Below are 22,924 nucleotides of genomic sequence, written 5' to 3'. Positions count from 1 at the left end.
CACACTGCGAGTAATAAATCGCATGATGTTCTAAAAATATTGCTTCTTTTTTTACTATCGAGCCAGTTAAGCAGAAGATCAACCTGTTTTTGAAAAAAAACGCTTGTTTGCTCGACAAATCGACGAAACAGCATTCGCAAGACAAAATTAGCCTCATAGTAAAGAGAGTCTGTTTTAGGCGCGACCATTAATCTAGAAAATATGTTGTTAATCACAAAATCAGGCAAAATTGTCTTTTATCCATTTCCTGTTTATGATCATGGTTTTTACATGACACAATTCTACAATCACGTTATCAATTGCTAGACAGTCGTTATCTACTGGGCAGCAGCATAGAGAAACGTAATACCGAGAGCAAGTAAATCAAAGAACAACCTAAAATAAAGAGAACAATATGCAGACCAAACAACCCATCAATGAATTCGATTTATTACTCATAGCCAATCAATTAATTCAAGAACACGATAGCTATATAGAGGGAATGCGCACGACCAGCGTAGAAGAAAAAGACGGCGTATTGGTATTTAAAGGTGAGTATTTTCTTGACCCTCAAGGTCTGCCAAGTGAAAAAACAACCGCCGTTTTTAATATGTTTAAATATTTAGCTCATCATCTTTCAAAACAATTTACCCTTAAAAAACAATAAAAGCCTCTATATTGAGGCTTTTTCCGTAGTGACGCTGAACATTTATTTTCCTAATTAACTCAGTGAGATAACTGGGAAAATTTCTCAAAATAATCAGGAAAAGTTTTTGATGTACACTTTGGATCATTAATCGTCACTGGTGTCTCACCAAGCGCGACTAAAGAAAAGCACATCGCCATGCGATGATCGTCGTAGGTATCGATTGTCGCATGTTGTAAATGGCTTGGCGGAGTGATGATAATGTAGTCCTCACCTTCTTCGACCTGAGCACCGACTTTACGCAGTTCTGTTGCCATCGCGGTTAACCGATCGGTCTCTTTAACTCGCCAATTGTAAACATTACGAATCGCCGTTGACCCTTTAGCAAATAGAGCCGTCGTAGCAATCGTCATCGCAGCATCAGGAATAGCATTAAAGTCTAAATCGACCGCAGTTAACTCTCCACGACGAGCAATCACATAATCGTCTCCCCATTCAATTTGTGCGCCCATTTTCTCTAACGCATAAGCAAACTGGACATCGCCTTGAATACTATTTTTACCAATACCCGTTACTTTAACTTGACCGCCTTTTATCGCGGCAGCAGCAAGAAAATAAGAAGCAGAAGAAGCGTCGCCTTCAACCAGAAAATCACCAGGAGAAACATACGATTGACCAGCAGGAATCACAAATTGCTGATAGTTGTGATTGATCACCTGAACACCAAATTGTTGCATCAGATGTAACGTAATATCGATATACGGTTTTGAAACTAACTCGCCTTCAATATCAATAGTCACGGTGCCTTCTGCTAATGGTGCCGACATTAAGAAGGCCGTTAAAAATTGGCTGGAAATAGAACCGTCAATCGAAACATGACTCGCCTTTAATCCGGTTCCTTGAATACGCAATGGAGGATAATGCTCATTTTCCAAATACTCGATATTTGCCCCCGCTTGACGCAAAGCCTCCACCAAATGGCCTATTGGTCGCTCTTTCATTCGTGGCTCACCCGTGAGAACAAACTCACCACGCCCCAAGCACAATGCTGCAGCCAATGGGCGCATTGCCGTCCCGGCATTACCGAGAAAGAGTTCCTGTAAACCATCGATTACAAAGGGTTGACCTAACCCCTCTACTTCACACTGTGTTTTATCCGCTGAAAGCCGATACTTAACACCCAATTGGCTCAATGCATTGAGCATATGGCGGATATCATCACTGTCGAGTAAATTGGTTAAGCGTGTCGTTCCGGTGGCTAATGCGGCTAACAGAAGCACTCGATTTGAAACGCTTTTTGAACCTGGCAAATTAACTTCACCATTAATATTTGCAATAGGCTGTAAGGTAAGACTTTCCATTAAACGTGTATTTCCTTGCACTGTCATCATAACCATTAATATTGAAGGCAGTAAAATTCTTGATACTGGCAGACTAACCAAAATCTTTTATCCTCGCTAGTCTTTATCCATCGCTCAATACAAAAAATCTTGCTTATCTTTCTTTATCCACTCTCACACCATCTGAGAAGTACAAGATTCTTACTAAATCACCTCGGTTAAAGATCATTTGGTTATCGAGATCTTGAATAACATCAATCAATTGACCATCGTTCGTTCTAATCAATAGCTCAACCAATTTATACTCAATAAGATGAGTTTTATTTCCATGATGATGAGCAACACCCGCACCAGCTGCTGCACCAACCGCCGTGGCAACTTGTTTACCTCGACCATCACCAAACTGATGACCGACAAGGCCTCCAACTACCGCACCAAGCAATGTTTCCCAGCCCTTTGATTTTGAATGTATAATCTCTTGCTGGGTAATATAACGGACGGTTTCTACTTGCCCAAAAACGACATCATTAACCGGTCTCGCCTGATTTCGTTGATACGCAGCATTGGCAAACAGAGGAAAAATCAATAAGATCCATATCCACTTTGTCATTTTTTACTCCTATTAGGATAAGTTGGTTAAGTAATGGCACTCTATCTCACTGAATTAGCGAGTGATAATTTCGATTTCCCCTCGCCTTTACTTGCCTCAGATGAGCCTAATGGCCTACTGGCTTTTGGTGGGAATTTGCATCCCGATCGTCTTATTTCAGCTTACCACAATGGTATCTTCCCATGGTATGGCCCTGACGAACCCATTCTTTGGTGGAGTCCCTCCCCGCGTGCCGTGTTTTTTCCTAAGACCTTTAAACCAGCAAAAAGTGTGCAAAAATTTCAACGCAAACACACTTATCGAGTCAGTTTAAATCATGATACGGCACGTGTGATTGAATTATGTGCAGCAGTACGTCCTGCTGAGCAAACTTGGTTAAATGCGGATATGCGTTCATCCTATCAACAACTTGCCAAGCAAGGCATTTGCCATTCCGTTGAAGTGTGGCGTGATGATACCTTAGTGGGAGGGCTATACGGCATTCAAGTCGGGCAGCTCTTTTGTGGTGAATCGATGTTTAGTTTAGCTGATAACGCATCAAAAATCGGTTTTTGGTATTTCTGTGTCCATTTTGCACGCTGTGGTGGGCAATTAATCGATTGCCAAGTCATGAACCCACATCTTCGCTCATTAGGTGCCGTTGAATTACCACGTGACCAATTTTTAGATTCATTGCTATCCTTAAAGCAAGGTCAGGTAACAGATCACTGCTTTCAACCTCAATGGTTATCTCTTACCGTTAACGACTCATCGAAGGAGTCGCTATGAGTTCTGATTTACAGCAAATACGCATTGGTTTAACCAGTAATCATCCCTGCAGTTATTTAGCCGATCGTATGGAGCGAGTCGCCGTTGCCATGGAGCCTCACATGCAGAGTCCAGAAAACTATGAGCTACTGCTAGCCAATGGTTTTCGACGCAGTGGTGACATTATCTATAAGCCTCATTGCAATCATTGCCAAGCTTGCCAAGCTCTGCGCGTATCAGTGAGTGAATTCACCCCATCGAAAAGTCAAAAACGCCTGCTCAAACAAGTACAATCTCGTTATCGGTGGCAATTAAAACCAGAGATGGATCAAGATTGGTTTACGCTCTATTCTCGTTACATCGAAGCGCGTCATAATAGTGGTACTATGTATCCTCCTCGCCGTGATGAATTTGCTAAATTTGCTAATTCGGACTGGTTAGATACACAATACTTACATCTCTATTTGGATGATCAGTTAGTCGCTGTCGCTATCACCGATATTCTCCCGAGTAGTGCGAGTGCATTTTACACCTTCTTTGATCCCGATAGTTCCCTATCTTTAGGAACATTGAGCGTTCTTAGTCAACTTGAGCTTGCTAAAACCATGAACAAACAGTGGCTTTATTTGGGATATCAAATTGATGAATGCCCAGCGATGAACTACAAAGTACGCTTCAGAGCACATCAAAAGCTAGTCAAACAGCGTTGGCAAGGGTAGAATACGCCCCAAGTTTACATATTGATTTTTTAACGGCAAAATACGCCGTTGATTATTTTTCGCCAAATTTCTAAAGAGGATTAAATGGCTAAAGAAGACGTAATTGAGATGCAAGGCACTGTCCTTGATACTCTTCCAAATACAATGTTCCGTGTTGAGCTAGAAAATGGTCACACAGTGACGGCTCACATTTCTGGTAAAATGCGCAAAAACTATATCCGCATTCTTACTGGAGACAAAGTTACTGTCGAGATGACACCGTACGATCTCTCTAAAGGTCGCATCGTCTTCCGTGCTCGTTAATCACTGATTTTCGAATGCAACAAAAACGGAGCTTAATGCTCCGTTTTTGTTGCCTGAGAGTGAATCATGGATCGGGTGATACACGGATAACAAAAAGCGCACGATACTCTGTGCGCTTTTTTATTAACTTAATTTCATTCAATCGTGAGTTTCGCTGAGCAAAGGATTACGCTTAATGAGCGACCTTTTCACGAGAACTCATATACTGAAACGTTAATTGATCATCAGCTAAATCCACTTTGACCGTTCCACCTTCGACTAACGAACCAAACAGTAATTCATTAGCCAATGGTTTTTTCAACTGATCTTGAATCACTCGACCCATCGGGCGAGCCCCCATGTCACGATCATAACCTTTCACGGCTAACCAGTGGCGTGCATCTTCTGACACTTCAAGAGAAACACCACGAGCATCAAGCTGCACTTGTAGTTCAACAATAAATTTATCAACGACTTGGTGAATCACTCGCTCATCAAGGCTATTGAACCAAATTACATGATCCAAACGGTTACGAAACTCTGGCGTAAAGACTTTCTTGATCTCCGCCATCGCGTCATGGCTGTGATCCTGCTGAATCATACCAATCGATTTTTTAACCGTTTCCGCAACCCCAGCGTTGGTCGTCATGACTAAGATAACGTTACGAAAATCGGCTTTACGGCCATTGTTATCGGTTAGCGTCCCATTATCCATCACTTGGAGTAATAGGTTAAATACATCGGGATGCGCTTTTTCTATCTCATCCAATAACACGACAGCATGAGGATGTTTAATCACTGCATCAGTCAATAATCCGCCTTGGTCATAACCAACATAACCAGGAGGCGCACCAATTAAACGACTGACCGAGTGACGCTCACCATATTCCGACATATCAAAGCGCAGTAACTCGATACCAAGCAACTTAGATAGCTGAACAGTAACTTCAGTTTTACCGACCCCTGTTGGGCCTGCAAATAAGAAGGAGCCGACAGGGCGATTTTCCGCACCCAATCCTGCACGAGTCAGCTTAATCGACTCGCTCAACACTTCAATAGCTTTGTCTTGACCAAATACCAGCATCTTCATCTTCTTATCCAGATTTTTCAAAATATCTTTATCTGAAGAAGAAACTGACTTTTCGGGTATACGAGCCATTTTAGCAACCATGGCTTCAATTTCCGCCACACCGACCGTTTTTCTGCGTCGGTTTGCAGGCATCAATCGAACTCTCGCCCCAGCTTCATCAATGACGTCAATCGCTTTATCTGGCAAGTGACGCTCGTTAATGTATTTAGCCGAGAGCTCCACCGCTGCGCGTAACGCTTTATTGGTATAACGAACATCGTGGTGAGCTTCATATTTTGGTTTTAAGCCCATCAAAATTTTTGTTGTATCATCGATGGAAGGCTCGACAACATCAATTTTCTGGAAGCGACGGGATAACGCACGCTCTTTTTCGAATATGGTGTTGTATTCCTGATAAGTCGTTGAGCCGATACAACGTAGCTTACCACTACTCAGCAAAGGTTTGATTAAATTAGCCGCATCAACTTGTCCGCCAGAAGCCGCCCCAGCACCGATGATGGTATGAATTTCATCGATAAATAAAATTGCATCTTTTTCTTTTTCTAACTGTTTTAGAATGGTTTTAAAACGTTTTTCAAAATCACCACGGTATTTGGTCCCGGCTAATAACGAACCAATATCTAAAGAGTAAATCACGCTATTTTGGATGACTTCAGGTACTTGACCTTCAACAATCCTCCACGCTAAACCTTCAGCAATCGCAGTTTTACCTACTCCGGCCTCACCCACTAATAAAGGGTTATTTTTGCGACGACGACATAATACTTGAATAGTGCGCTCAAGCTCTTTATCTCGGCCGATTAGAGGGTCAATTTGGCCTTGTTTGGCAAGCTGATTTAAGTTGCAAGCAAAGCTTTCTAAACGTTCATCAGAATTTGATTCTTCAGGGCTACTGCTACCAAAGGCATCCCCTGACGAATCTTCAGCACCAGATGTTTTCGTGATGCCATGAGAAATGTAGTTAACAATATCGAGACGGCTGATATCGTTCTTTTTCAATAGGTACGCCGCGTGAGATTCTTGCTCACTAAAAATGGCAACCAGTACGTTAGCACCCGTGACTTCACTGCGACCAGAAGATTGAACATGGAAAACAGCGCGCTGTAATACACGTTGAAAACTTAATGTAGGCTGAGTTTCGCGTGTTTCATCGTTATTAGGAATTAAGGGTGTAGTTTGATCAATAAACTGATCAAGCTCGCGACGTAAGTTATCGATATCGGCTTGACAAGCGACGAGTGCATCCTTCGCTGCATCATTTTCTAATAATGCAAGTAGGAGGTGCTCGACGGTCATAAATTCATGTCTTTTATCTCGCGCTCGAGCGAACGCGCCATTGAGACTCGATTCTAGTTCTTTGTTAAGCATAAGACCTCCTTGAGGAACAACCAGATTGTTGTTGCAAGTCTAAGCTTGCTCCATGGTACACAAGAGGGGATGCTCATTTTCTCTTGAGTATGTCGCGACTTGTGCCACCTTCGTCTCTGCTACCTCTGCAGTATACGTGCCACAAATGGCTTTTCCTTCATAATGAACTCTCAACATGACTTGCGTCGCTCGTTCCATGTCCATTGAAAAGAACCGAGCCAGTATTTCGATGACAAAGTCCATCGGAGTATAATCATCGTTATTGAGTACCACATGATACATTGCCGGGGGTTTAACCGCGGTTTTCTCTTTCTCCAGTAAGTCAGAGCCTGGAGTGACCCATTCAAAATTTCTACTCATAACCGTCGTATTTAGGAGCGTTTCTCGTTGTATTACTCATTGTTACCCTTTTCATCAGCGCAGTAAATAAACTTTACTGGTGGCTTGCTCAGGTGAAAAACAACCCTTACTTAGAGACTAATCTAGCAATGGTATCGCTGCAAATAAAACCTCACTTTTCCGGTTATCCGCTAGGTTTAAATGTGTAAAATTTGCCCACCACTATGCACCCGATATCACATTATGCATTGCTATTTGCGAATCAAATTGCATTTATCCACACGCTAAATTTCTCATTACATCATCTTACGTTAATAACCCCTTCAATCGATCAACTGAGATCTAGAGGAAAATCCTAAACAACGCATCTATCTCTTAGCGATTGAGGATCACATTATCAATGCGGCTGAGACACTATCAATACCACAACGCCAGTGTATATTTGATAAATATGCGTTTAATAGCATTCCAGTTAAGTGATTTACCTATAAAAGTGGCGATTTTTATGTCTTTTTACTATTGACTGCGCTCAATCATTGGCTACATTGGTCAATTAGTGACTAAAAATTTGGCAGCGGCTAAATGGTTATTCACTTAACAACCGCTTCGCTAACGGAATAAAAAGCGAAGATTGATGCCTTGTTTATTGGAGATTGTCGATCAACAAGGTAAGCGTTAACAACATCAGTAATACAATGCATGAGGGATGTATAGCATGGCTACAGGTACAGTAAAATGGTTCAACAACGCTAAAGGATTTGGTTTTATTTGTCCGGAAGGCGGAAATGAAGACATTTTTGCTCATTATTCAACGATCAAAATGGATGGCTATCGCACATTAAAGGCGGGCCAACAGGTTGCTTATGAAGTGGAACAGGGCCCTAAAGGCTATCATGCGAGTAATGTGGTACCGATTGAAGGCCAACCAAGTAAATAATTCGCTGCCAACTTGTGTCTAAAACTAACCCGCCTTTCGGCGGGTTTTGTTGTTTAAGCGCGGTCAATAATCTTATTTAACGTCTGGCTAGGACGCATCAAAGTAGACGCCTTGGCAAACTCAGGCGCGTAATAGCCACCTAAATCACCCGGCACGCCCTGCGCCTGATTAAGTTCTTGAATAATCTGTTGCTCTTGCGCCTTCAATTGCTGAGCAATGGGAGCGAACTCCGTGGCTAAATCACTGTCTTGCTTTTGCTCAGCAAGTGCTTCTGCCCAGTAAGTAGCAAGGTAATAATGGCTGCCACGGTTATCTAACTCGCCGACTTTACGTGACGGTGATTTGTTATTATCTAAAAACTTGCCTGTTGCTACATCCAAGGTATCGGCCAATACTTGGGCTTTCGGATTACCCGTGACCACACTCAGATGCTCCAATGAGGCAGCAAGAGCGAGAAACTCACCCAAAGAATCCCAACGCAGGTGATTCTCTTTCTGCACTTGTTGTACGTGCTTCGGAGCAGAGCCACCCGCTCCGGTTTCAAACAGACCGCCACCGTTCATTAGCGGAACGATGGACAGCATTTTCGCTGACGTTCCTAATTCAAGGATCGGAAATAAGTCAGTCAGATAATCACGCAGTACATTACCGGTTACTGAAATGGTGTCTTTGCCTTCTTTCATGCGCGCCAAAGTGTAGAGTGTAGCTTGTACTGGCGACATAATTTTGATGTCTAGACCATGGGTATCGTGATCCGGCAAGTATTGCTTAACCTTTTTAATCAGCTCAAGATCATGAGCGCGAGATTCATCGAGCCAAAATACCGCTGGCACTCCCGTTGCGCGAGCACGATTAACGGCTAATTTAACCCAATCTTGAATCGGTGCATCTTTCACTTGGCACATACGGAAGATATCCCCCGCTTCAACTACCTGCTCAAGCAACACTTTACCTGATTGATCAATGACTTGAACAACGCCATCAGCATCAAGGATAAAGGTTTTGTCGTGTGAACCATATTCTTCGGCTTTTTGTGCCATTAAACCAACGTTAGGCACACTACCCATGGTCGTTGGGTCAAAAGCGCCATTATCACGACAAAAATCAATCACCGCTTGATACACCCCTGAGTAGCAACGGTCAGGGATCAACGCCTTAGTATCTTTTTGTTTACCATCCGGTCCCCACATCTGACCTGATGAACGAATCATCGCTGGCATTGAAGCATCAACAATAATATCGCTTGGTACGTGTAAATTGGTGATACCACGATCTGAGTCAACCATGGCTAACGGAGGTTGAGTGGTGTATACCGCTTGAATGGCAGACTCGATTTCTTCACGCTGCGCTTGTGGTAAGGTCTGAATTTTAGCGTAAACATCGCCAAGACCATTATTAACATCAACACCGAGTTGATCAAACAGCTCACCGTATTTAGCAAATACATCTTGGTAATAAACTTTAACCGCATAACCAAAAATCACCGGATCAGAGACTTTCATCATCGTCGCTTTAAGGTGTAAAGACAGTAACACATCTTGCTGCTTAGCTTGGGCGATCTCTTTTTCGTAAAACGCCACTAAAGCTTTCTTATTCATCACGCTGGTGTCGATGATTTCTTTATCCAGCAACGCAAATGGCTTTTTCAAAGTTTTACGAGTGCCATCATGAGCGACAAACTCAATCGAGACCTGAATGTCACCGGCAACCGTTAACGATTTTTCACTGCCAAAGAAATCTTTATCATCCATGCTCGCCACGTGAGAACGGGAATCTTTCGACCAAGCGCCCATTGAGTGCGGGTTTTTCTTGGCGTAATTTTTCACTGATGTTGGCGCACGACGATCCGAGTTACCTTCTCGTAGTACTGGGTTTACCGCACTGCCTTTAATTTTATCGTAAGTGGCTTTGATCGCTTCCTGATCGTAAGTGCTCGGTTCTGCAGGATAATCGGGAAGATCATAACCTTTGTCTTGCAGCTCTTTTATCGCGGCTTTCAACTGAGGAATCGACGCTGAGATATTTGGTAGTTTAATAATATTCGCCGCTGGGGTTTGTGCTAACTGGCCCAACTCAGATAAAGCATCGCTGACTCGTTGATTCTCTTTCAAGTGTTCAGGGAAGCTGGCAAGAATACGCCCGGCTAACGAAATATCTCTGGTCTCAACACTGATCCCTGATGATGCCGTAAATGATTGAATAATTGGCAGTAATGAATACGTCGCTAACGCCGGCGCTTCATCAGTGATGGTATAGATGATGGTTGGTTTTTCTGTAGGCATGAACTTTCCCTTTGTTCTAACCGCACTATGGGATGAAATAGTACGATGTGAATGTCCGTGAACAAGCTAGTTTTACATCCTCAAAACTTGGCCACGTTTGTCTCACTATTATAAGGTTAACTCTCACGATGGATGTGCTGGTTGAGTCTCACGGTGAGAAATTCTCTATTGGCTATAATTAAACAAAAACAAGATAATAGTCTATCATTCCGTCGTTCAATCTTGTTTTCAGGCGCGAAAAGCATAGCCTATTTCTGCGTCAGATAAAACATTCAAACACAACTCATTTACATATTTGCAAGGTGCTTAACATGTCATCCCGCTCACGTCGTACGCTTTCCGGTTCCTCAACGACCAGCGCACCTGCGCAATTCAAACGCGCCGAACGCCCTAAACTCGCTGAAAGACCCAGCTTCAAGCGAAAGAAAATCGCTTCCCTACCACGATCGCCTGACGAACGAAAAGTCATCGCCTTTAATAAACCTTACGATACCTTAAGCCAATTTACCGATGGCCAAGGCCGACAAACACTGGCTGATTTTATTACGATAAAAGACATTTATGCCGCCGGGCGACTCGATCGTGATAGCGAAGGATTAATGATCTTAACTAATGATGGCGTATTACAAGCAAGATTGACTCAACCTAAAGCTAAAGCGCCAAAAACCTATTGGGTGCAAGTTGAAGGGGAGCCTCAAGAAGCCGATTTAGAACAATTGCGCCGTGGTGTCACTCTTAAAGATGGCCCGACGTTACCAGCTGAGGTTGAGATTATCGAGCCACCACTGGTATGGGAGCGTCATCCACCAGTGCGCTTTCGAGCGGCAATCCCCACGACGTGGTTAGCGATTACCATTATCGAGGGTCGCAATCGACAAGTACGACGCATGACCGCTCACATCGGCTTTCCCACTCTACGTCTGATTCGTTATTCGATTGGTAACACAACCCTAGAAACGCTCCAACCCGGAGAATGGCGCGAAATCGATCTGTAAATAATTGTCTGACCATGCTCTTATTAGAGGCATGGTCAGATTGTGATTACTGATGACGCTGCTTTAATTTATCAATCACATCACTCAGGGCTAAGCCTTGGTCTTGTAATAGCACTAATAGATGATAGATAAGATCCGCCGATTCACTGATCAGCTCCGCCTTATCACCCGTCGCCGCCGCAAGCGCGACTTCAACCCCTTCTTCACCGACTTTCTGCGCAATGCGCTTAGTGCCGCTCGCGTAAAGGCTAGCGGTGTAGGATGACTCAGGATCGGCAGATTGACGAGCCGCCAATAATTGCTCAAGTTGATGAAGCCAAACCATTTGTGATTCTTCTTGGCTATCACCGTCCCAGCAAGTCGTGGTGCCAGTATGACAAGTGGGACCAATCGGATTGACCTTGACTAACAGGGTGTCTTGATCGCAATCGAGGGCCAAATTTCTTAGGTGTAAAACATGGCCAGAGGTTTCCCCTTTAGTCCACAAGCGCTGTTTGGAGCGCGAATAAAAAGTCACCTGCTTAGTAGTTAGTGTCACCTCAAGCGCCTCTGGATTCATGTAACCCATCATCAATACTTGGCTAGAGTCAAAATCTTGCACAATCGCAGGGATAAGACCATCGACTTTTTGCCAATCAATGCACTCAACCAGTGGCCGCTCAGTTTGTTTCGTTTGGCTCATCGTCTTACCTCTATCTGTTGTTGATGTAAATATTGCTTCAACTCACCAATATTAATGATTTGTTTATGGAATACCGATGCCGCGAGCGCGCCATCAACGTTGGCAACTTGGAACGCATCGGCAAAATGCGCCATAGTCCCCGCGCCTCCTGATGCAATCAGCGGCACTTGGCATACCGCACGGATCATTTTCAGCTGCTGTAAATCATAACCATTACGCACCCCATCTTGATTCATCATATTGAGTACGATTTCCCCCGCGCCGCGTTGTTGGACTTCTTGCACCCAATCTTGCGTTTGCCACTGCGTGGCTTTAGTGCGCGCTTCATCACCGGTAAATTGATAGACCTGATATTGCCCCGTTGCCTGATCAAAATAAGAATCTATCCCGACCACAATACACTGCACACCAAATTTGTCGGCTAATTGAGTGATCAAGTTAGGATCAGCTAACGCCGGTGAGTTAATAGAAACTTTGTCAGCACCAAACTCTAAGATCCGCGCCGCATCTTGCGCCGTTTTAATGCCGCCAGCGACGCAAAAAGGAATATCAATGACCTCAGCAACTTTGGCAACCCAGCTTTTATCGACCACCCTTCCATCACTGGAGGCGGTGATATCATAAAAAACTAACTCATCGGCACCTTCTTGTGCATAACGCTGAGCGAGTGGCACGATATCACCAATAATCTCATGATTACGAAACTGGACCCCTTTCACGACTTGCCCGTCACGCACATCTAAACAAGGAATTATTCGCTTTGCCAACATGAAAATGCCTCCTGAGCGGTAAATTTACCATCCAATAATGCTCGACCGACAATCACACCCGCCACGCCACTGCCTTTAAGTGCAGCAATATCAGCGAGGCTACCAATCCCCCCTGATGATTGGAACTGGACCTGAGGGTAACGCTGACATAAATCGATGTATAATTCGACATTGGAGCCATTTAAGGTCCCATCACGGGCAATATCGGTACACAATACATGCTGCAAGCCGACAGTGAGATAATCGTCTAATAGTGCTTCAATGGTTACCCCAGAATCTTCTTGCCAGCCAGACACAGCAACTCGGCGCACGCCCTCTTGATCAATATTGATGTCTAGGGCGAGGACGATTTTCTCAGCGCCATATTTTTCCATCCACTGCTTGACCAACTGCGGCTGCTTAACCGCTGTCGAGCCGATAACCACACGCTGAGCTCCAGCCGTCAGTAAATCGATAACGTCTTGCTCACTGCGTACACCTCCGCCAATTTGGATATTGGCCGGCGTACTGGCTAATAGCTTACTGATCAGCTCAAGCTGCCGTGCTGAGGTATCTTTTGCACCGGTTAAATCCACCAAGTGCAGCCAGTTGGCCCCAGCTTGGTGATATAAATTAAATTGCTCAACGGGGTCCACTTTGTATTCAGTCACTTGGCCGTAATCACCTTGGTAGAGGCGTACCACCTGACCATCAATTAAATCTAATGCGGGAATAATCATCACTTATCCTTAATGCTGGCTGAGTCCATCGACTAAGCCGCGATCCTTAACCATTCAAACTTACAGTTTCAAAAAATTATCAATCAGTTTTGCGCCCACTTTTGACGAGCGCTCAGGGTGAAACTGCACACCGTAATAATTGCCCTGTTGGATAGCGGCGCTAAAAGGCTGTCCGTAATCACATTCAGCAATGGTGTAATCAGCGACTGGAATGGCAAAGCTGTGGACAAAATAGAAATACTCATTGGCATCAATACCCGCAAATAACGGATTACCTTGCTGAGCGGTCACCGTATTCCAGCCCATATGGGGAAGTGGTAAATCTTTAGTTTGCATACGCTGCACATCGCCGCTCACTAAGCCAAGACAATCCACCACCTGCTGCGCTTGTTGGCCATGCTCTTGTGAGCGTCTGCCCATCAATTGCATCCCTAAACAAATCCCCAGTACCGGTTGCTCAAGGCGCTGAATCAATTCCACTAATTGTCTCTGTTTGAGGTTATGCATCGCTTCACTCGCGGTACCTACGCCAGGTAGAAACAGCTTATCCGCAGCGAGGATCTCCTCTGGCTGGCGAGACAAAGTGACATCGTAACCGAGTCGTTGAATTGCAAAGCGTACTGAAGCGATATTGGCACATCCCGTATCAATAATGACCACCTTGGGTTTCATCACAGCACTCCTTTGCTACTCGGTAATTCATTACCTTGCACTTGAATCGCTTGGCGCAGAGTGCGGCCAAAGGCTTTAAACAAGCTTTCAATAATATGATGATCGTTGTCACCGGTTGAGGATAAATGCAAAGTACAGGCTAAGGTATCAGTGAGAGAGCGGAAAAAGTGGTAGACCATTTCCGTCGACAAATCCCCGACTTGTTCACGGCTAAATTGCGCGTCAAATTTAAGGTAAGGACGACCCGATAAATCTAAAGCACACTGTGCTAAGCATTCATCCATCGGTAAGCTAAAACCAAAACGGCCAATACCTCGCTTATCACCTAAGGCTTCTCTTAAGGCTTGGCCTAATGCCAAAGCGGTATCTTCTACCGTGTGGTGATCGTCAATATGCAAATCGCCCTTAACGGTTAGTTTAAGTTGAAACCCACCGTGGGTAGCAATTTGATCCAGCATGTGATCAAAAAAACCTAAACCAGTTTCAATCTGATTACCGCCTGTTTCATCGAGATTAACCGCGACTTGAATGTCAGTTTCTTTGGTTTTACGTACTACCTGAGCGGTGCGCGCTTTGACGATTAGCTGCTTGACTATCTGCCGCCAATTGCAATTTTGTGGATGATATTGAATCCCTTGCAGCGCCATATTTTCTGCCAATTGCAGATCGGTCACTCGATCGCCAATCACCGCTGAATGTTTAAAATCGATCTGGCCACTTTGCAAATAAGACTTCACCAAACCCAATTTAGGTTTACGACAGGCACAATTATCCTGTTCAAAGTGAGGGCAAATCAGCACCTCATCAAATTTCACGCCTTGTGATTGAAAAATCTCCATCATCATCGTATGCGGCGCATCAAAGTCTGCTTGCGGATAACTGTCGGTGCCAAGACCATCTTGATTGGTGACCATGACCAAACGATAACCCGCCTCTTGAAGTGTCAACAGGCTGGGGATCACATCAGGCTCAAACTTAAGCTTATCTAAACGATCCACTTGAAAATCGACCGGAGGCTCGACAATTAAGGTGCCATCGCGGTCAATAAAGAGAATTTTTTGTTGTATGCTCACAGGAATATCCTTTTCTTATTCTGCACTCAAGGTTATTGCGCCTTGATGCCCGTTAATGTCATTTATTGGTAATAATTGCGCACAAAGGCGACGACTTTTTCACACTCTTCTCGATTGCCGACAGAAATTCGTACTGCATTGTCGATTGGCGAGTTACGTAAAATAATCCCATGCTCCCAAGCGGCTTTAAATAGCGCATCGCCATCGGGAAACTTAACCAATAAGTAATTACCCCAGCCTTCAAAGACCTCGACACCGGGCACCATTTGCAAACCGACTTGTAAATAGGCGCGGTTCGCACTGAGATCCAATACCTGAAATTTAGTACGCGCTAAACCTGATGGCGATAAAGCTTGCAGGGCAATATCCGCCACTGGCACCGGAACCGGATAAGGAGCAATCACTTTAAGTAACAGATTAATGATCGCTGGACTCGCCAAGGTAAAACCACAGCGTAAGCCCGCCAATGCAAATGCTTTCGACAAGGTGCGTAAAATGGCCAGATTAGGATAGGTTTGCAGTAAATCGATCGTTGACGCTTCGGGACAAAAATCGATATAGGCTTCGTCCATCACCACAATGGCCCGATCTTGAGTCATATCTAATAGCGCGATGATATCTTCACGACGAATAAGGTTGCCAGTCGGGTTATTCGGGCTGCACACAAAAACTAATTTCACCTGCTCAAGATTGGCCTCAATCGCGGTTAAATCGAGTTGCCAATCTGCGCTAAGCGGAACCTGTTTACGCTCCACCCCAAAGGTTTCAGCGCTGATCGCATACATGCCATAAGTCGGGGGACAATAAAGAATCGCATCTTGATTCGGCTCACAAAAGGTGCGGATCAATAGCTCAATACTCTCATCAGCACCGCGTGAAGTGAGTACTTGATCGGGCTTAACTCCAGCGTAGTCAGCATAAGCTTGGATCAGTGCTTGTGGCTGACAATCGCTATATCGGTTAAGACGAGCAAAGTCGGTTTTATAGTGATTATCGAACGGAGATTCGTTGGCATTCAGCCACACATCGCCACTACCGCCAATACGACGAGCCGATAAATAAGGCGTTAAAGCCTGAATTTGTTTGCGTGCCAATTTTTCCATCAGTTTTTCGCCTCTTGTAATTTCTCTATACGGATCGTGACCGCACGTCGGTGAGCATCTAATCCTTCCGCGTTAGCCATGGCAACCACTGTCGGTGCTAATGCCTTTAAGCCATCCGCTGTCAGCTCTTGGACTGTCATACGCTTAGTAAAATCTGCCAAACCTAAACTGGAATAGGTCCGTGTATGACCATAAGTTGGCAGCACATGATTGGTGCCTGAGGCGTAATCTCCGACCGATTCTGGTGACCAATTGCCTAAAAATATCGATCCTGCGTTATCGAGCAATGGCACGAGCTCACGAGGATTTTTGGTCTGAACAATCAAATGTTCTGGACCATAATAGTTAGAGATCGCCACCGCTTGGGTCAGCGAATCAGCAATAATGATTAAACTGGAAGCCAACGCTTGCTGAGCAATGTCTGCCCGAGTTAACGTTTTAAGCTGACGCTGCACAGCATCAGTCACGCGATCGGCAATCATTGGCGATGGCGTCACTAACACCACTTGTGAGTCAGGCCCATGCTCGGCCTGACTGAGTAAATCAGCAGCAATAAATTCAGCGTCCGCTGTCTCATCAGCGATCACTAACACTTCTGACGGACCAGCAGGCATATCCATCGCTGCGCCCTGAAAGTCATGACTCACTTGCCGCTTAGCTTCGGTCACATAAGCATTACCAGGACCAAAGATTTTATCGACTTTAGCTACGGTTTCCGTGCCATACGCCATCGCCGCAATCGCTTGAGCACCGCCGACGTTATACACCTCATCGATATTGCATAATTTGGCGACATAGAGGATCTCATCGGCAATTGGTGGCGGCGAACAAAGCACCACTTTTCGACAGCCCGCAATTTGCGCTGGAACGCCAAGCATTAGTACCGTTGAAGGTAACGGCGCACTGCCACCGGGAATATATAAACCAACCTTATTAATAGCACGAGTCACTTGCTCACAAACGACACCAGGCATGGTTTCTACTCTCAGAGGCTGCGATTTTTGCGCTTTATGAAATTTGGCAATGTTACTGTACGCCTGCTGCAAAGCTTGCTTCATCTCGCCGGATAAACGCTCACTGGCGGCGTCAATCTCTGCTTGCGAGACACGCAAGGTGTCGGGTTTCACTCGATCAAATTTTTCCGTCAGTGCCAGCAACGCCTTATCCCCTTCACGGCGAACTTGGCTGATCAACTCTTGTACCGTGGCGGTAATATTGGCTCCTGCACTTATCGCTGGGCGCTCTAAAACCGATTCTTGCTGAGTTTCACTCAGTGATGGCCAAACAACCGTTCTCATTTCCTTACTCCATCATTTTTTCAATCGGTAACACAAGGATAGAACTGGCTCCCAAGGCTTTGAGCTGCTCCATCGTTTCCCAAAATAAGTTCTCCGAACTCACCAAATGCACTGCCACTTTGCTTTTATCTGCCGAGAGCGGTAGTACGGTCGGGTCTTCAGCACCGGGTAACAACGCAGTAATTTTGGAGAGCTGCTCAACCGGAGCATGTAACATGATGTATTTTGATTCTTTGGCTTGTTGCACGCCGTGCATGCGAGTCAGCAATTTATCAATCAATGCCGCTTTATCGGCCGTGAAATCACCTGAACGTTGAATAAGCATGGCTTTGGATTGGAAGATCACTTCTACTTCTTTTAATCCGTTTGCCTCTAAAGTGGCTCCCGTTGAGACTAAATCGGCGATCGCGTCAGCAAGACCGGCGCGAGGAGCGACCTCTACTGAGCCAGTTAACATACAGGTACTAAAATCGATTCCCTGTTCATCCATGTAGGCTTTGAGTAATTGCGGATAAGTCGTCGCGATCCGTTTACCTTTCAAATCTTGCGGGCCAGTGTAGGTTTGATCTTTATCCATGGCGATCGACAGACGACATCCACCAAAGTCCATCCGACGGAGGCTGACAAATTGGCTTGGCTGATTCAGCGCGCGGCGATCTAAGCGAGTCTCTTCGAGGACATTCTCACCGACAAACCCTAAATCAACCACGCCATCCATGATCAATCCGGGAATATCGTCGTCTCGAACGAGCAGGAGATCAATCGGCATATTCAGCGAATGAACCACGAGTCGCTCGCCCATGATGTTGAATTTCACCCCACATTTTTTCAATAAATCTTGGCACTCTTGACTTAAGCGACCCTTCTTCTGGATAGCAATTCTTAGACGTTGTGTTGGCATTCGTTCATTCCTTTGTTATTTATCGCGTTAAAATCAAACCGTAAAAAAACCCTTGGAAGAGTGCTCTCCCAAGGGTTTAAAATCTAAATATACTTTGATTTAACCACCGGGAGCATCCTGCCTCCCGGGTATGCGTACATCTCCCGAAAGACTGGCTAGGGATGATGATGGTGATGAATATTCATTACAAAATTACGCATACTGATTATCTTTCTATGGCTTAATTCGACTATTTTCAACACTAACTAAGCTTGACCATATTTGCAACTGCAAATTGCAAATTTTTCTAATTTATCGTCAATGCTCGCGATTAACGAACCATTCTCGCTTTAGATAACCACGATAATATAAAACAAACGATGATAAACACCACGCTTGAAGCCGCCAGAGAAGCTAGGACCGAAGCCGTCATCCCTAACACTACAAAACCAATCGCAGAAATAAAGGCCACTGAAAGTGAATAAGGCAATTGGGTTGCAACGTGATCGATATGGTTACAACGTGCTCCTGTTGAAGAGAGAATGGTCGTATCTGAAATCGGTGAGCAATGGTCACCAAACACCGCTCCCGCCAATACCGCACTAAGCATCGGCAACATCAATGCAATGTCAGTCGCCGCAGCCATGTCTCCGGCAATCGGTAACATTATCCCAAAGGTCCCCCATGAGGTTCCGGTTGAAAACGCCATCACACCTGATAATAAAAAGAGCATCACTGGTAACCAGTGAGGATTAATATTGCCTTGCACCAATGAAGACAAATAAGCCCCGGTTTTCATGTCACCAATCACGGAACCAATCGTCCAAGCAAAGATAAGGATCAAGATCGCACCAAACATCGAACGAGCACCAATCCACATCGTCATCAATGTGTCTCGTAATGGCATTTTTTGTTTGAATACCGTTACTAATGCCGCCAATAATCCCGTAGAGCCACCATAAACTAATGAGGTGCCTACATCGGTATTTTCGAAGGCTCCGAGAATATTAAAAGCCATCCCCTCACCTGCTAAAGCTTGTCCACCGGTGTAGAGCATGGCACCAATAGTAGCGATAATCAGCAGCACAATCGGTAACACCAAATCCAACACTTTACCGTTTTCACTTTCCGGGATGTCTAACTCTTCATTTAATTGATGAGCAGCGGGACTATCATTGTCCTGATCGTTATCAAATCCTCGACCTTGCGACGCATTAATTTCATGACGACGCATCGGGCCAATATCCATTTGAAACCACACTACCGCAAATACCATAAGCAAGGCGAAGATAGCGTAAAAGTTCATTGGTACAAGGCGTAAATAAGCACCAAGCGGTGAATAATCAGTAATACCATGCGAGACGAGAATACCACCGATAATCGTCATGATGTATGCACCCCAGCTGGAAGCGGGCATCACGACACACATTGGCGCAGCCGTCGAATCTAAAATATAAGCCAGTTTGGCACGTGATACATAAAAACGATCCGTGACTGGTCTTGAAATAGAACCGACCGCTAAACTATTAAAATAGTCATCAACAAAAATAAATACACCAAGAAAAGCCGCTAATAATTTAGCCCCACGTTTGCTTTTTACGCGAACTTGCGCCCATTCGGCAAACGCACGAGTACCGCCAGATAACGTCAATAGCGCGGTCATCATGCCTAATAATAATAAAAAGCCAACAATACTCATATTCCAAGTATTGATACCACCATCAGCGATAAACACACTGAATACTTGACCACTGGTATAAGAAACCGCATCAGTGACGGAATAGTTAGCGAGCAGTAAAGCACCGATTAAAATACCAACGCCAAGAGACAACAACACTCGACGGGTAATAATTGCTAAGCCCAATGCAACCAAGGGTGGTAACAAAGACAAAGGCGAGGAAGCAAAATCAATTACATTCATGATCTTCAAAAACCAATAATAAATGGCAAGAGATCTACTGCAGACAAACTGGACGATATTGATCATCACAGCTTATGTTGAACTAAGCGAAAGGGAAGCGAACACTTCACCCAACCCTACAGTAGCGCTCCATAGTTTAACAACACAGTACCGAACGGTAGGTTGGTTATGTTCACCAAACGCGTACGGTACTTAGACTATGGCAGTGTTGTCCCTATTCGATAACAACCCCAGCAAGCCGTGTTGATCGACGACTTACTTCGGCGATAAGGCCTTTCACTTGGGTTCATTGGCATCACCCCAACCCTAGTTACTTTTCAATACCGCACCTCTACATCGAGAAATCCGCTTACTTAATCATCTTAAGTAGTCCATGACTCCCGCATTAGGTCATCGCATTGTACTTATCATCCATCTCAATGCAACCTATAGTAAGGTTTAATTCCTTTTGATGCTCTACCGCTTGCCGTTACTGGTCAGTAACCCGTGAAATCATCGATTTTTATGGCGGCACTATTCTCGATTTAAAATTAATGATGGCATGAGCTGATAGCGACAGATGATTATGCAATGAATATCACTAAAAATAGTAAATAGACTTGAAAAAAACCTGTTTATGGTTAACGTTATGCTCAAATATGGTCATATTAACCGGCTATACTATAAGCCAATAATATTAATCTTCGGCTTGTTAATCTTTTTTTACTCAATATTCGTGTTATTATCATCATCCTAATATTGCTAGAACAAATAACTAGGTTTAATATTAAGCGGTAAACCATTTTATCTCACAGGAAACAGTAATGTCTGAACTAACTAAAACGCTATTAAATATTCGTAGCCTACGTGCATATGCTCGTGATTTGACTCTAGAACAGCTTGAAGAAGCGCTCGATAAATTAACGACCGTAGTACAAGAGCGTAAAGAACTTGAAGAACAAGAAAAAGCGGCAATGGCAGAACAAGAAGCTAAGCTCTCTGCGATTGCTGAACAAATAGCTAAAGAAGGTATTGATGTGAGCGCGTTAATTTCTGCGCTTGCTGGAGAAACCAAAACTAAAGCTAAGACGAAACAAGGTAAACGTGCACCACGTCCAGCTAAATATAAATACATGGACAATGGCGTTGAAAAAACATGGACAGGTCAAGGACGTACGCCTTTAGCCATTCAAAAAGCATTGGATGAAGGTAAATCATTAGAAGAGTTTGCTATCTAAACTCTTTTATTTCCTCTTTGTTAACTAACGGCTTGGTATTTATCTGCTGATAATCGCATTCATCAACCTTGGAGCCTAACTCTCGATTAGTGAGTATTTCGTTAACAAAAGGGAATTTATCTGTCATACAATAAAGGCTCCTACTAGGAGCCTTTATTATTCACTGCGGCAAATAATCTGCCGCTGTGTGTTTGTGTCTTTATCGTTCCCAATAGGCTTCTTCTAAGCTATCTTCTCGCTCAGGCAAGCCACGAGATAAACGAGGTGAATGTTGTACTAATACCTCATAACTGGCTCGATTAGAATATTTGCACACTTGAGAAAAAGAAGAGTATGTCAAAAATTGATATTGATGCTTACTTGAATTAGGTACATTTTCTTTATGGTACTTATTCGCTGCCATATCATGCAATAAAGCCGACAGTGCGGCATCACCTGCACCATTGGTATTTTTAATCTTTTCTGGTCCGCCCATATAAGGAGCGATATGCGAATAAACTCGGATAGGATTTTCGCAACCAAGACGACTGGTTGGGCGACTAAATTCATAACGATTAAATTCTGCAATTGAACCCGGTAATAAAGGTAGAGAGGTTTCACGTTTCGCTGAATCCTCGGTGTAACCGGCCATAAATAAACCCACAGGACCTGCTGTACAAAGTACTAAATCAACCCAATCTAACGCTTTATCAGAAGCGGCTAGTGGGTCTTGTTCTCCCGTTAAGGCTTGCGCTTCATCTTCATTCATCGCTAACACTGTGACGTGTTCACTTAAAAATCGCTGCCAAAACTCCGGGTCTTCCTGAATAACAAATTTAGTCCCGAGGGTTAATACTACAGGTACGTCGTATTTTTTTGCATACTCAATCGCTCTCATTGTCGCATCTGGCATCGGATCGCCCGCTTTACAACGCACTAAATAAGCCGTAATCACCAAAGCAGAAGCGGTACGGAAAATTTTCTCTGGAATATTATCTGGATTTAATTGGTTCATTTGACCTTCACTGATCGCAAAGGTTCGTTCACCATCCTCGGTGATTAAGGCAAAACAACGGCCAATCGCACCGTCAACACCTTGTAAATAATTAAGATCAACGCGACTAGAAGTATTACAAAGATAACGATAGCCATAGCTACCAATCTTAATATCTTGGCTCATTACCCCTAATAAGGTAGAGCGATCGTCTGCCAGTACCGAATAGTTATGTAGTGTATTACCGATCGTCCCACCAGCATATTCACTACTAATTAATTG

At 44.2% G+C, this 22,924-nt stretch carries 22 protein-coding genes, 1 riboswitch and 1 other annotated feature; of the genes, 7 read left to right on the top strand and 15 right to left on the bottom strand.

Annotation, left to right across the window (positions count from 1 at the left end; genetic code table 11):
- The first annotated feature begins 394 nt into the window (after positions 1-394).
- Positions 395-646 carry a YciN family protein gene (locus CAG60_RS08200; protein WP_158138553.1) on the top strand — a complete coding sequence of 84 codons (252 nt, stop codon included), beginning with the start codon at positions 395-397 and terminating at the stop codon, positions 644-646.
- A 59-nt stretch (positions 647-705) separates the two neighbouring features.
- Here CAG60_RS08200 and aroA read toward each other — a convergent pair whose 3' ends face one another.
- On the bottom strand, positions 706-1,986 hold the full coding sequence (aroA, locus tag CAG60_RS08195) for a 3-phosphoshikimate 1-carboxyvinyltransferase (protein ID WP_161438706.1): 1,281 nt from the start codon (positions 1,984-1,986) through the stop codon (positions 706-708).
- 133 nt (positions 1,987-2,119) lie between these two features.
- Positions 2,120-2,575, bottom strand: coding sequence for a glycine zipper 2TM domain-containing protein (locus tag CAG60_RS08190; RefSeq protein ID WP_040904237.1), 456 nt, complete (start codon positions 2,573-2,575; stop codon positions 2,120-2,122).
- Positions 2,576-2,608: 33 nt separating this feature from the next.
- Between CAG60_RS08190 and aat the strand changes: the two genes are divergently transcribed.
- The 3 genes from aat (at position 2,609) to infA (ending at position 4,344) form a co-directional block, all read left to right on the top strand.
- The gene (gene aat, locus CAG60_RS08185; RefSeq protein ID WP_161438705.1) at positions 2,609-3,343 is read left to right on the top strand and encodes a leucyl/phenylalanyl-tRNA--protein transferase; all 735 of its coding nucleotides are present in this window, start codon (positions 2,609-2,611) and stop codon (positions 3,341-3,343) included.
- Positions 3,340-4,041: an arginyltransferase gene (locus CAG60_RS08180; RefSeq protein WP_161438704.1), complete on the top strand. Its 702-nt coding sequence runs from the start codon at positions 3,340-3,342 to the stop codon at positions 4,039-4,041. The genes aat and CAG60_RS08180 overlap by 4 nt, the downstream gene beginning before the upstream one ends.
- A gap of 84 nt (positions 4,042-4,125) precedes the next feature.
- Positions 4,126-4,344 (top strand): translation initiation factor IF-1, encoded by a 219-nt coding sequence (gene infA, locus CAG60_RS08175; RefSeq protein WP_004395079.1) that lies wholly within the window; start codon positions 4,126-4,128, stop codon positions 4,342-4,344.
- 172 nt (positions 4,345-4,516) lie between these two features.
- Here infA and clpA read toward each other — a convergent pair whose 3' ends face one another.
- Together clpA and clpS are read right to left on the bottom strand one after the other, a co-directional pair.
- Positions 4,517-6,781: an ATP-dependent Clp protease ATP-binding subunit ClpA gene (gene clpA / locus CAG60_RS08170; protein WP_040904235.1), complete on the bottom strand. Its 2,265-nt coding sequence runs from the start codon at positions 6,779-6,781 to the stop codon at positions 4,517-4,519.
- 39 nt (positions 6,782-6,820) lie between these two features.
- The gene (gene clpS / locus CAG60_RS08165) at positions 6,821-7,141 is read right to left on the bottom strand and encodes an ATP-dependent Clp protease adapter ClpS (protein ID WP_040904233.1); all 321 of its coding nucleotides are present in this window, start codon (positions 7,139-7,141) and stop codon (positions 6,821-6,823) included.
- 694 nt (positions 7,142-7,835) lie between these two features.
- Between clpS and cspD the strand changes: the two genes are divergently transcribed.
- Positions 7,836-8,057 carry a cold shock domain-containing protein CspD gene (cspD, locus tag CAG60_RS08160; RefSeq protein ID WP_004395077.1) on the top strand — a complete coding sequence of 74 codons (222 nt, stop codon included), beginning with the start codon at positions 7,836-7,838 and terminating at the stop codon, positions 8,055-8,057.
- 53 nt (positions 8,058-8,110) lie between these two features.
- Here cspD and CAG60_RS08155 read toward each other — a convergent pair whose 3' ends face one another.
- The gene (locus CAG60_RS08155; RefSeq protein WP_161438703.1) at positions 8,111-10,339 is read right to left on the bottom strand and encodes an NADP-dependent isocitrate dehydrogenase; all 2,229 of its coding nucleotides are present in this window, start codon (positions 10,337-10,339) and stop codon (positions 8,111-8,113) included.
- 311 nt (positions 10,340-10,650) lie between these two features.
- Here CAG60_RS08155 and CAG60_RS08150 point away from each other — a divergent pair, with 311 nt between their 5' ends.
- The gene (locus CAG60_RS08150) at positions 10,651-11,334 is read left to right on the top strand and encodes a pseudouridine synthase (protein ID WP_237667763.1); all 684 of its coding nucleotides are present in this window, start codon (positions 10,651-10,653) and stop codon (positions 11,332-11,334) included.
- Positions 11,335-11,380: 46 nt separating this feature from the next.
- Here the strand turns inward: CAG60_RS08150 and hisIE are convergent, their stop codons facing one another.
- The 9 genes from hisIE to CAG60_RS08105 form a co-directional block, all read right to left on the bottom strand.
- Positions 11,381-12,016: a bifunctional phosphoribosyl-AMP cyclohydrolase/phosphoribosyl-ATP diphosphatase HisIE gene (hisIE, locus tag CAG60_RS08145; RefSeq protein ID WP_161438702.1), complete on the bottom strand. Its 636-nt coding sequence runs from the start codon at positions 12,014-12,016 to the stop codon at positions 11,381-11,383.
- Positions 12,013-12,786 carry an imidazole glycerol phosphate synthase subunit HisF gene (hisF, locus tag CAG60_RS08140; RefSeq protein WP_154167915.1) on the bottom strand — a complete coding sequence of 258 codons (774 nt, stop codon included), beginning with the start codon at positions 12,784-12,786 and terminating at the stop codon, positions 12,013-12,015. Before hisF ends, hisIE begins: the two co-directional genes overlap by 4 nt.
- The gene (gene hisA, locus CAG60_RS08135; protein ID WP_161438701.1) at positions 12,768-13,505 is read right to left on the bottom strand and encodes a 1-(5-phosphoribosyl)-5-[(5-phosphoribosylamino)methylideneamino]imidazole-4-carboxamide isomerase; all 738 of its coding nucleotides are present in this window, start codon (positions 13,503-13,505) and stop codon (positions 12,768-12,770) included. The genes hisF and hisA overlap by 19 nt, the downstream gene beginning before the upstream one ends.
- Before the next feature lie 60 nt (positions 13,506-13,565).
- The gene (gene hisH, locus CAG60_RS08130) at positions 13,566-14,177 is read right to left on the bottom strand and encodes an imidazole glycerol phosphate synthase subunit HisH (protein ID WP_202598548.1); all 612 of its coding nucleotides are present in this window, start codon (positions 14,175-14,177) and stop codon (positions 13,566-13,568) included.
- A complete protein-coding gene (gene hisB, locus CAG60_RS08125; protein WP_161438699.1) occupies positions 14,177-15,250 on the bottom strand; it encodes a bifunctional histidinol-phosphatase/imidazoleglycerol-phosphate dehydratase HisB in 1,074 nt (357 codons plus the stop codon). The genes hisH and hisB overlap by 1 nt, the downstream gene beginning before the upstream one ends.
- 62 nt (positions 15,251-15,312) lie before the next feature.
- Positions 15,313-16,353, bottom strand: coding sequence for a histidinol-phosphate transaminase (gene hisC / locus CAG60_RS08120; RefSeq protein ID WP_161438698.1), 1,041 nt, complete (start codon positions 16,351-16,353; stop codon positions 15,313-15,315).
- Complete coding sequence (gene hisD / locus CAG60_RS08115) at positions 16,353-17,651, bottom strand: histidinol dehydrogenase (RefSeq protein WP_161438697.1); 1,299 nt, start codon at positions 17,649-17,651, stop codon at positions 16,353-16,355. Before hisD ends, hisC begins: the two co-directional genes overlap by 1 nt.
- Before the next feature lie 4 nt (positions 17,652-17,655).
- Positions 17,656-18,552, bottom strand: coding sequence for an ATP phosphoribosyltransferase (hisG, locus tag CAG60_RS08110; RefSeq protein WP_154167907.1), 897 nt, complete (start codon positions 18,550-18,552; stop codon positions 17,656-17,658).
- A gap of 40 nt (positions 18,553-18,592) precedes the next feature.
- Positions 18,593-18,729 (bottom strand) — a sequence feature (His leader region).
- A 133-nt stretch (positions 18,730-18,862) separates the two neighbouring features.
- Positions 18,863-20,452: a Na+/H+ antiporter NhaC family protein gene (locus CAG60_RS08105; protein WP_158138558.1), complete on the bottom strand. Its 1,590-nt coding sequence runs from the start codon at positions 20,450-20,452 to the stop codon at positions 18,863-18,865.
- A 114-nt stretch (positions 20,453-20,566) separates the two neighbouring features.
- Positions 20,567-20,794, bottom strand: a riboswitch (Lysine riboswitch).
- Between the two features lie 461 nt (positions 20,795-21,255).
- Here CAG60_RS08105 and CAG60_RS08100 point away from each other — a divergent pair.
- Complete coding sequence (locus tag CAG60_RS08100; protein WP_004395065.1) at positions 21,256-21,669, top strand: H-NS family histone-like protein; 414 nt, start codon at positions 21,256-21,258, stop codon at positions 21,667-21,669.
- Positions 21,670-21,868: 199 nt separating this feature from the next.
- Here CAG60_RS08100 and CAG60_RS08095 read toward each other — a convergent pair.
- A partial coding sequence (locus CAG60_RS08095; RefSeq protein ID WP_161438696.1) for an inosine/guanosine kinase occupies positions 21,869-22,924 on the bottom strand: 1,056 nt, incomplete at its 5' end.

Source organism: Vibrio sp. V33_P6A3T137, from assembly GCF_009904835.1.
Classification (GTDB): Bacteria; Pseudomonadota; Gammaproteobacteria; order Enterobacterales; family Vibrionaceae; genus Vibrio; species Vibrio metschnikovii.
Note: the sequence above shows the minus strand (reverse complement) of the source record. Positions and strands in the feature narration are given on the sequence as shown.

Coding starts and splice junctions, on each gene's coding strand:
- CAG60_RS08200 (WP_158138553.1), top strand. CDS start 395: ATGCAGACCAAACAACCCATCAATGAATTCGATTTATTACTCATAGCC.
- aroA (WP_161438706.1), bottom strand. CDS start 1,986: ATGGAAAGTCTTACCTTACAGCCTATTGCAAATATTAATGGTGAAGTT.
- CAG60_RS08190 (WP_040904237.1), bottom strand. CDS start 2,575: ATGACAAAGTGGATATGGATCTTATTGATTTTTCCTCTGTTTGCCAAT.
- aat (WP_161438705.1), top strand. CDS start 2,609: ATGGCACTCTATCTCACTGAATTAGCGAGTGATAATTTCGATTTCCCC.
- CAG60_RS08180 (WP_161438704.1), top strand. CDS start 3,340: ATGAGTTCTGATTTACAGCAAATACGCATTGGTTTAACCAGTAATCAT.
- infA (WP_004395079.1), top strand. CDS start 4,126: ATGGCTAAAGAAGACGTAATTGAGATGCAAGGCACTGTCCTTGATACT.
- clpA (WP_040904235.1), bottom strand. CDS start 6,781: ATGCTTAACAAAGAACTAGAATCGAGTCTCAATGGCGCGTTCGCTCGA.
- clpS (WP_040904233.1), bottom strand. CDS start 7,141: ATGAGTAGAAATTTTGAATGGGTCACTCCAGGCTCTGACTTACTGGAG.
- cspD (WP_004395077.1), top strand. CDS start 7,836: ATGGCTACAGGTACAGTAAAATGGTTCAACAACGCTAAAGGATTTGGT.
- CAG60_RS08155 (WP_161438703.1), bottom strand. CDS start 10,339: ATGCCTACAGAAAAACCAACCATCATCTATACCATCACTGATGAAGCG.
- CAG60_RS08150 (WP_237667763.1), top strand. CDS start 10,651: ATGTCATCCCGCTCACGTCGTACGCTTTCCGGTTCCTCAACGACCAGC.
- hisIE (WP_161438702.1), bottom strand. CDS start 12,016: ATGAGCCAAACGAAACAAACTGAGCGGCCACTGGTTGAGTGCATTGAT.
- hisF (WP_154167915.1), bottom strand. CDS start 12,786: ATGTTGGCAAAGCGAATAATTCCTTGTTTAGATGTGCGTGACGGGCAA.
- hisA (WP_161438701.1), bottom strand. CDS start 13,505: ATGATTATTCCCGCATTAGATTTAATTGATGGTCAGGTGGTACGCCTC.
- hisH (WP_202598548.1), bottom strand. CDS start 14,177: ATGAAACCCAAGGTGGTCATTATTGATACGGGATGTGCCAATATCGCT.
- hisC (WP_161438698.1), bottom strand. CDS start 16,353: ATGGAAAAATTGGCACGCAAACAAATTCAGGCTTTAACGCCTTATTTA.
- hisD (WP_161438697.1), bottom strand. CDS start 17,651: ATGAGAACGGTTGTTTGGCCATCACTGAGTGAAACTCAGCAAGAATCG.
- hisG (WP_154167907.1), bottom strand. CDS start 18,552: ATGCCAACACAACGTCTAAGAATTGCTATCCAGAAGAAGGGTCGCTTA.
- CAG60_RS08105 (WP_158138558.1), bottom strand. CDS start 20,452: ATGAATGTAATTGATTTTGCTTCCTCGCCTTTGTCTTTGTTACCACCC.
- CAG60_RS08100 (WP_004395065.1), top strand. CDS start 21,256: ATGTCTGAACTAACTAAAACGCTATTAAATATTCGTAGCCTACGTGCA.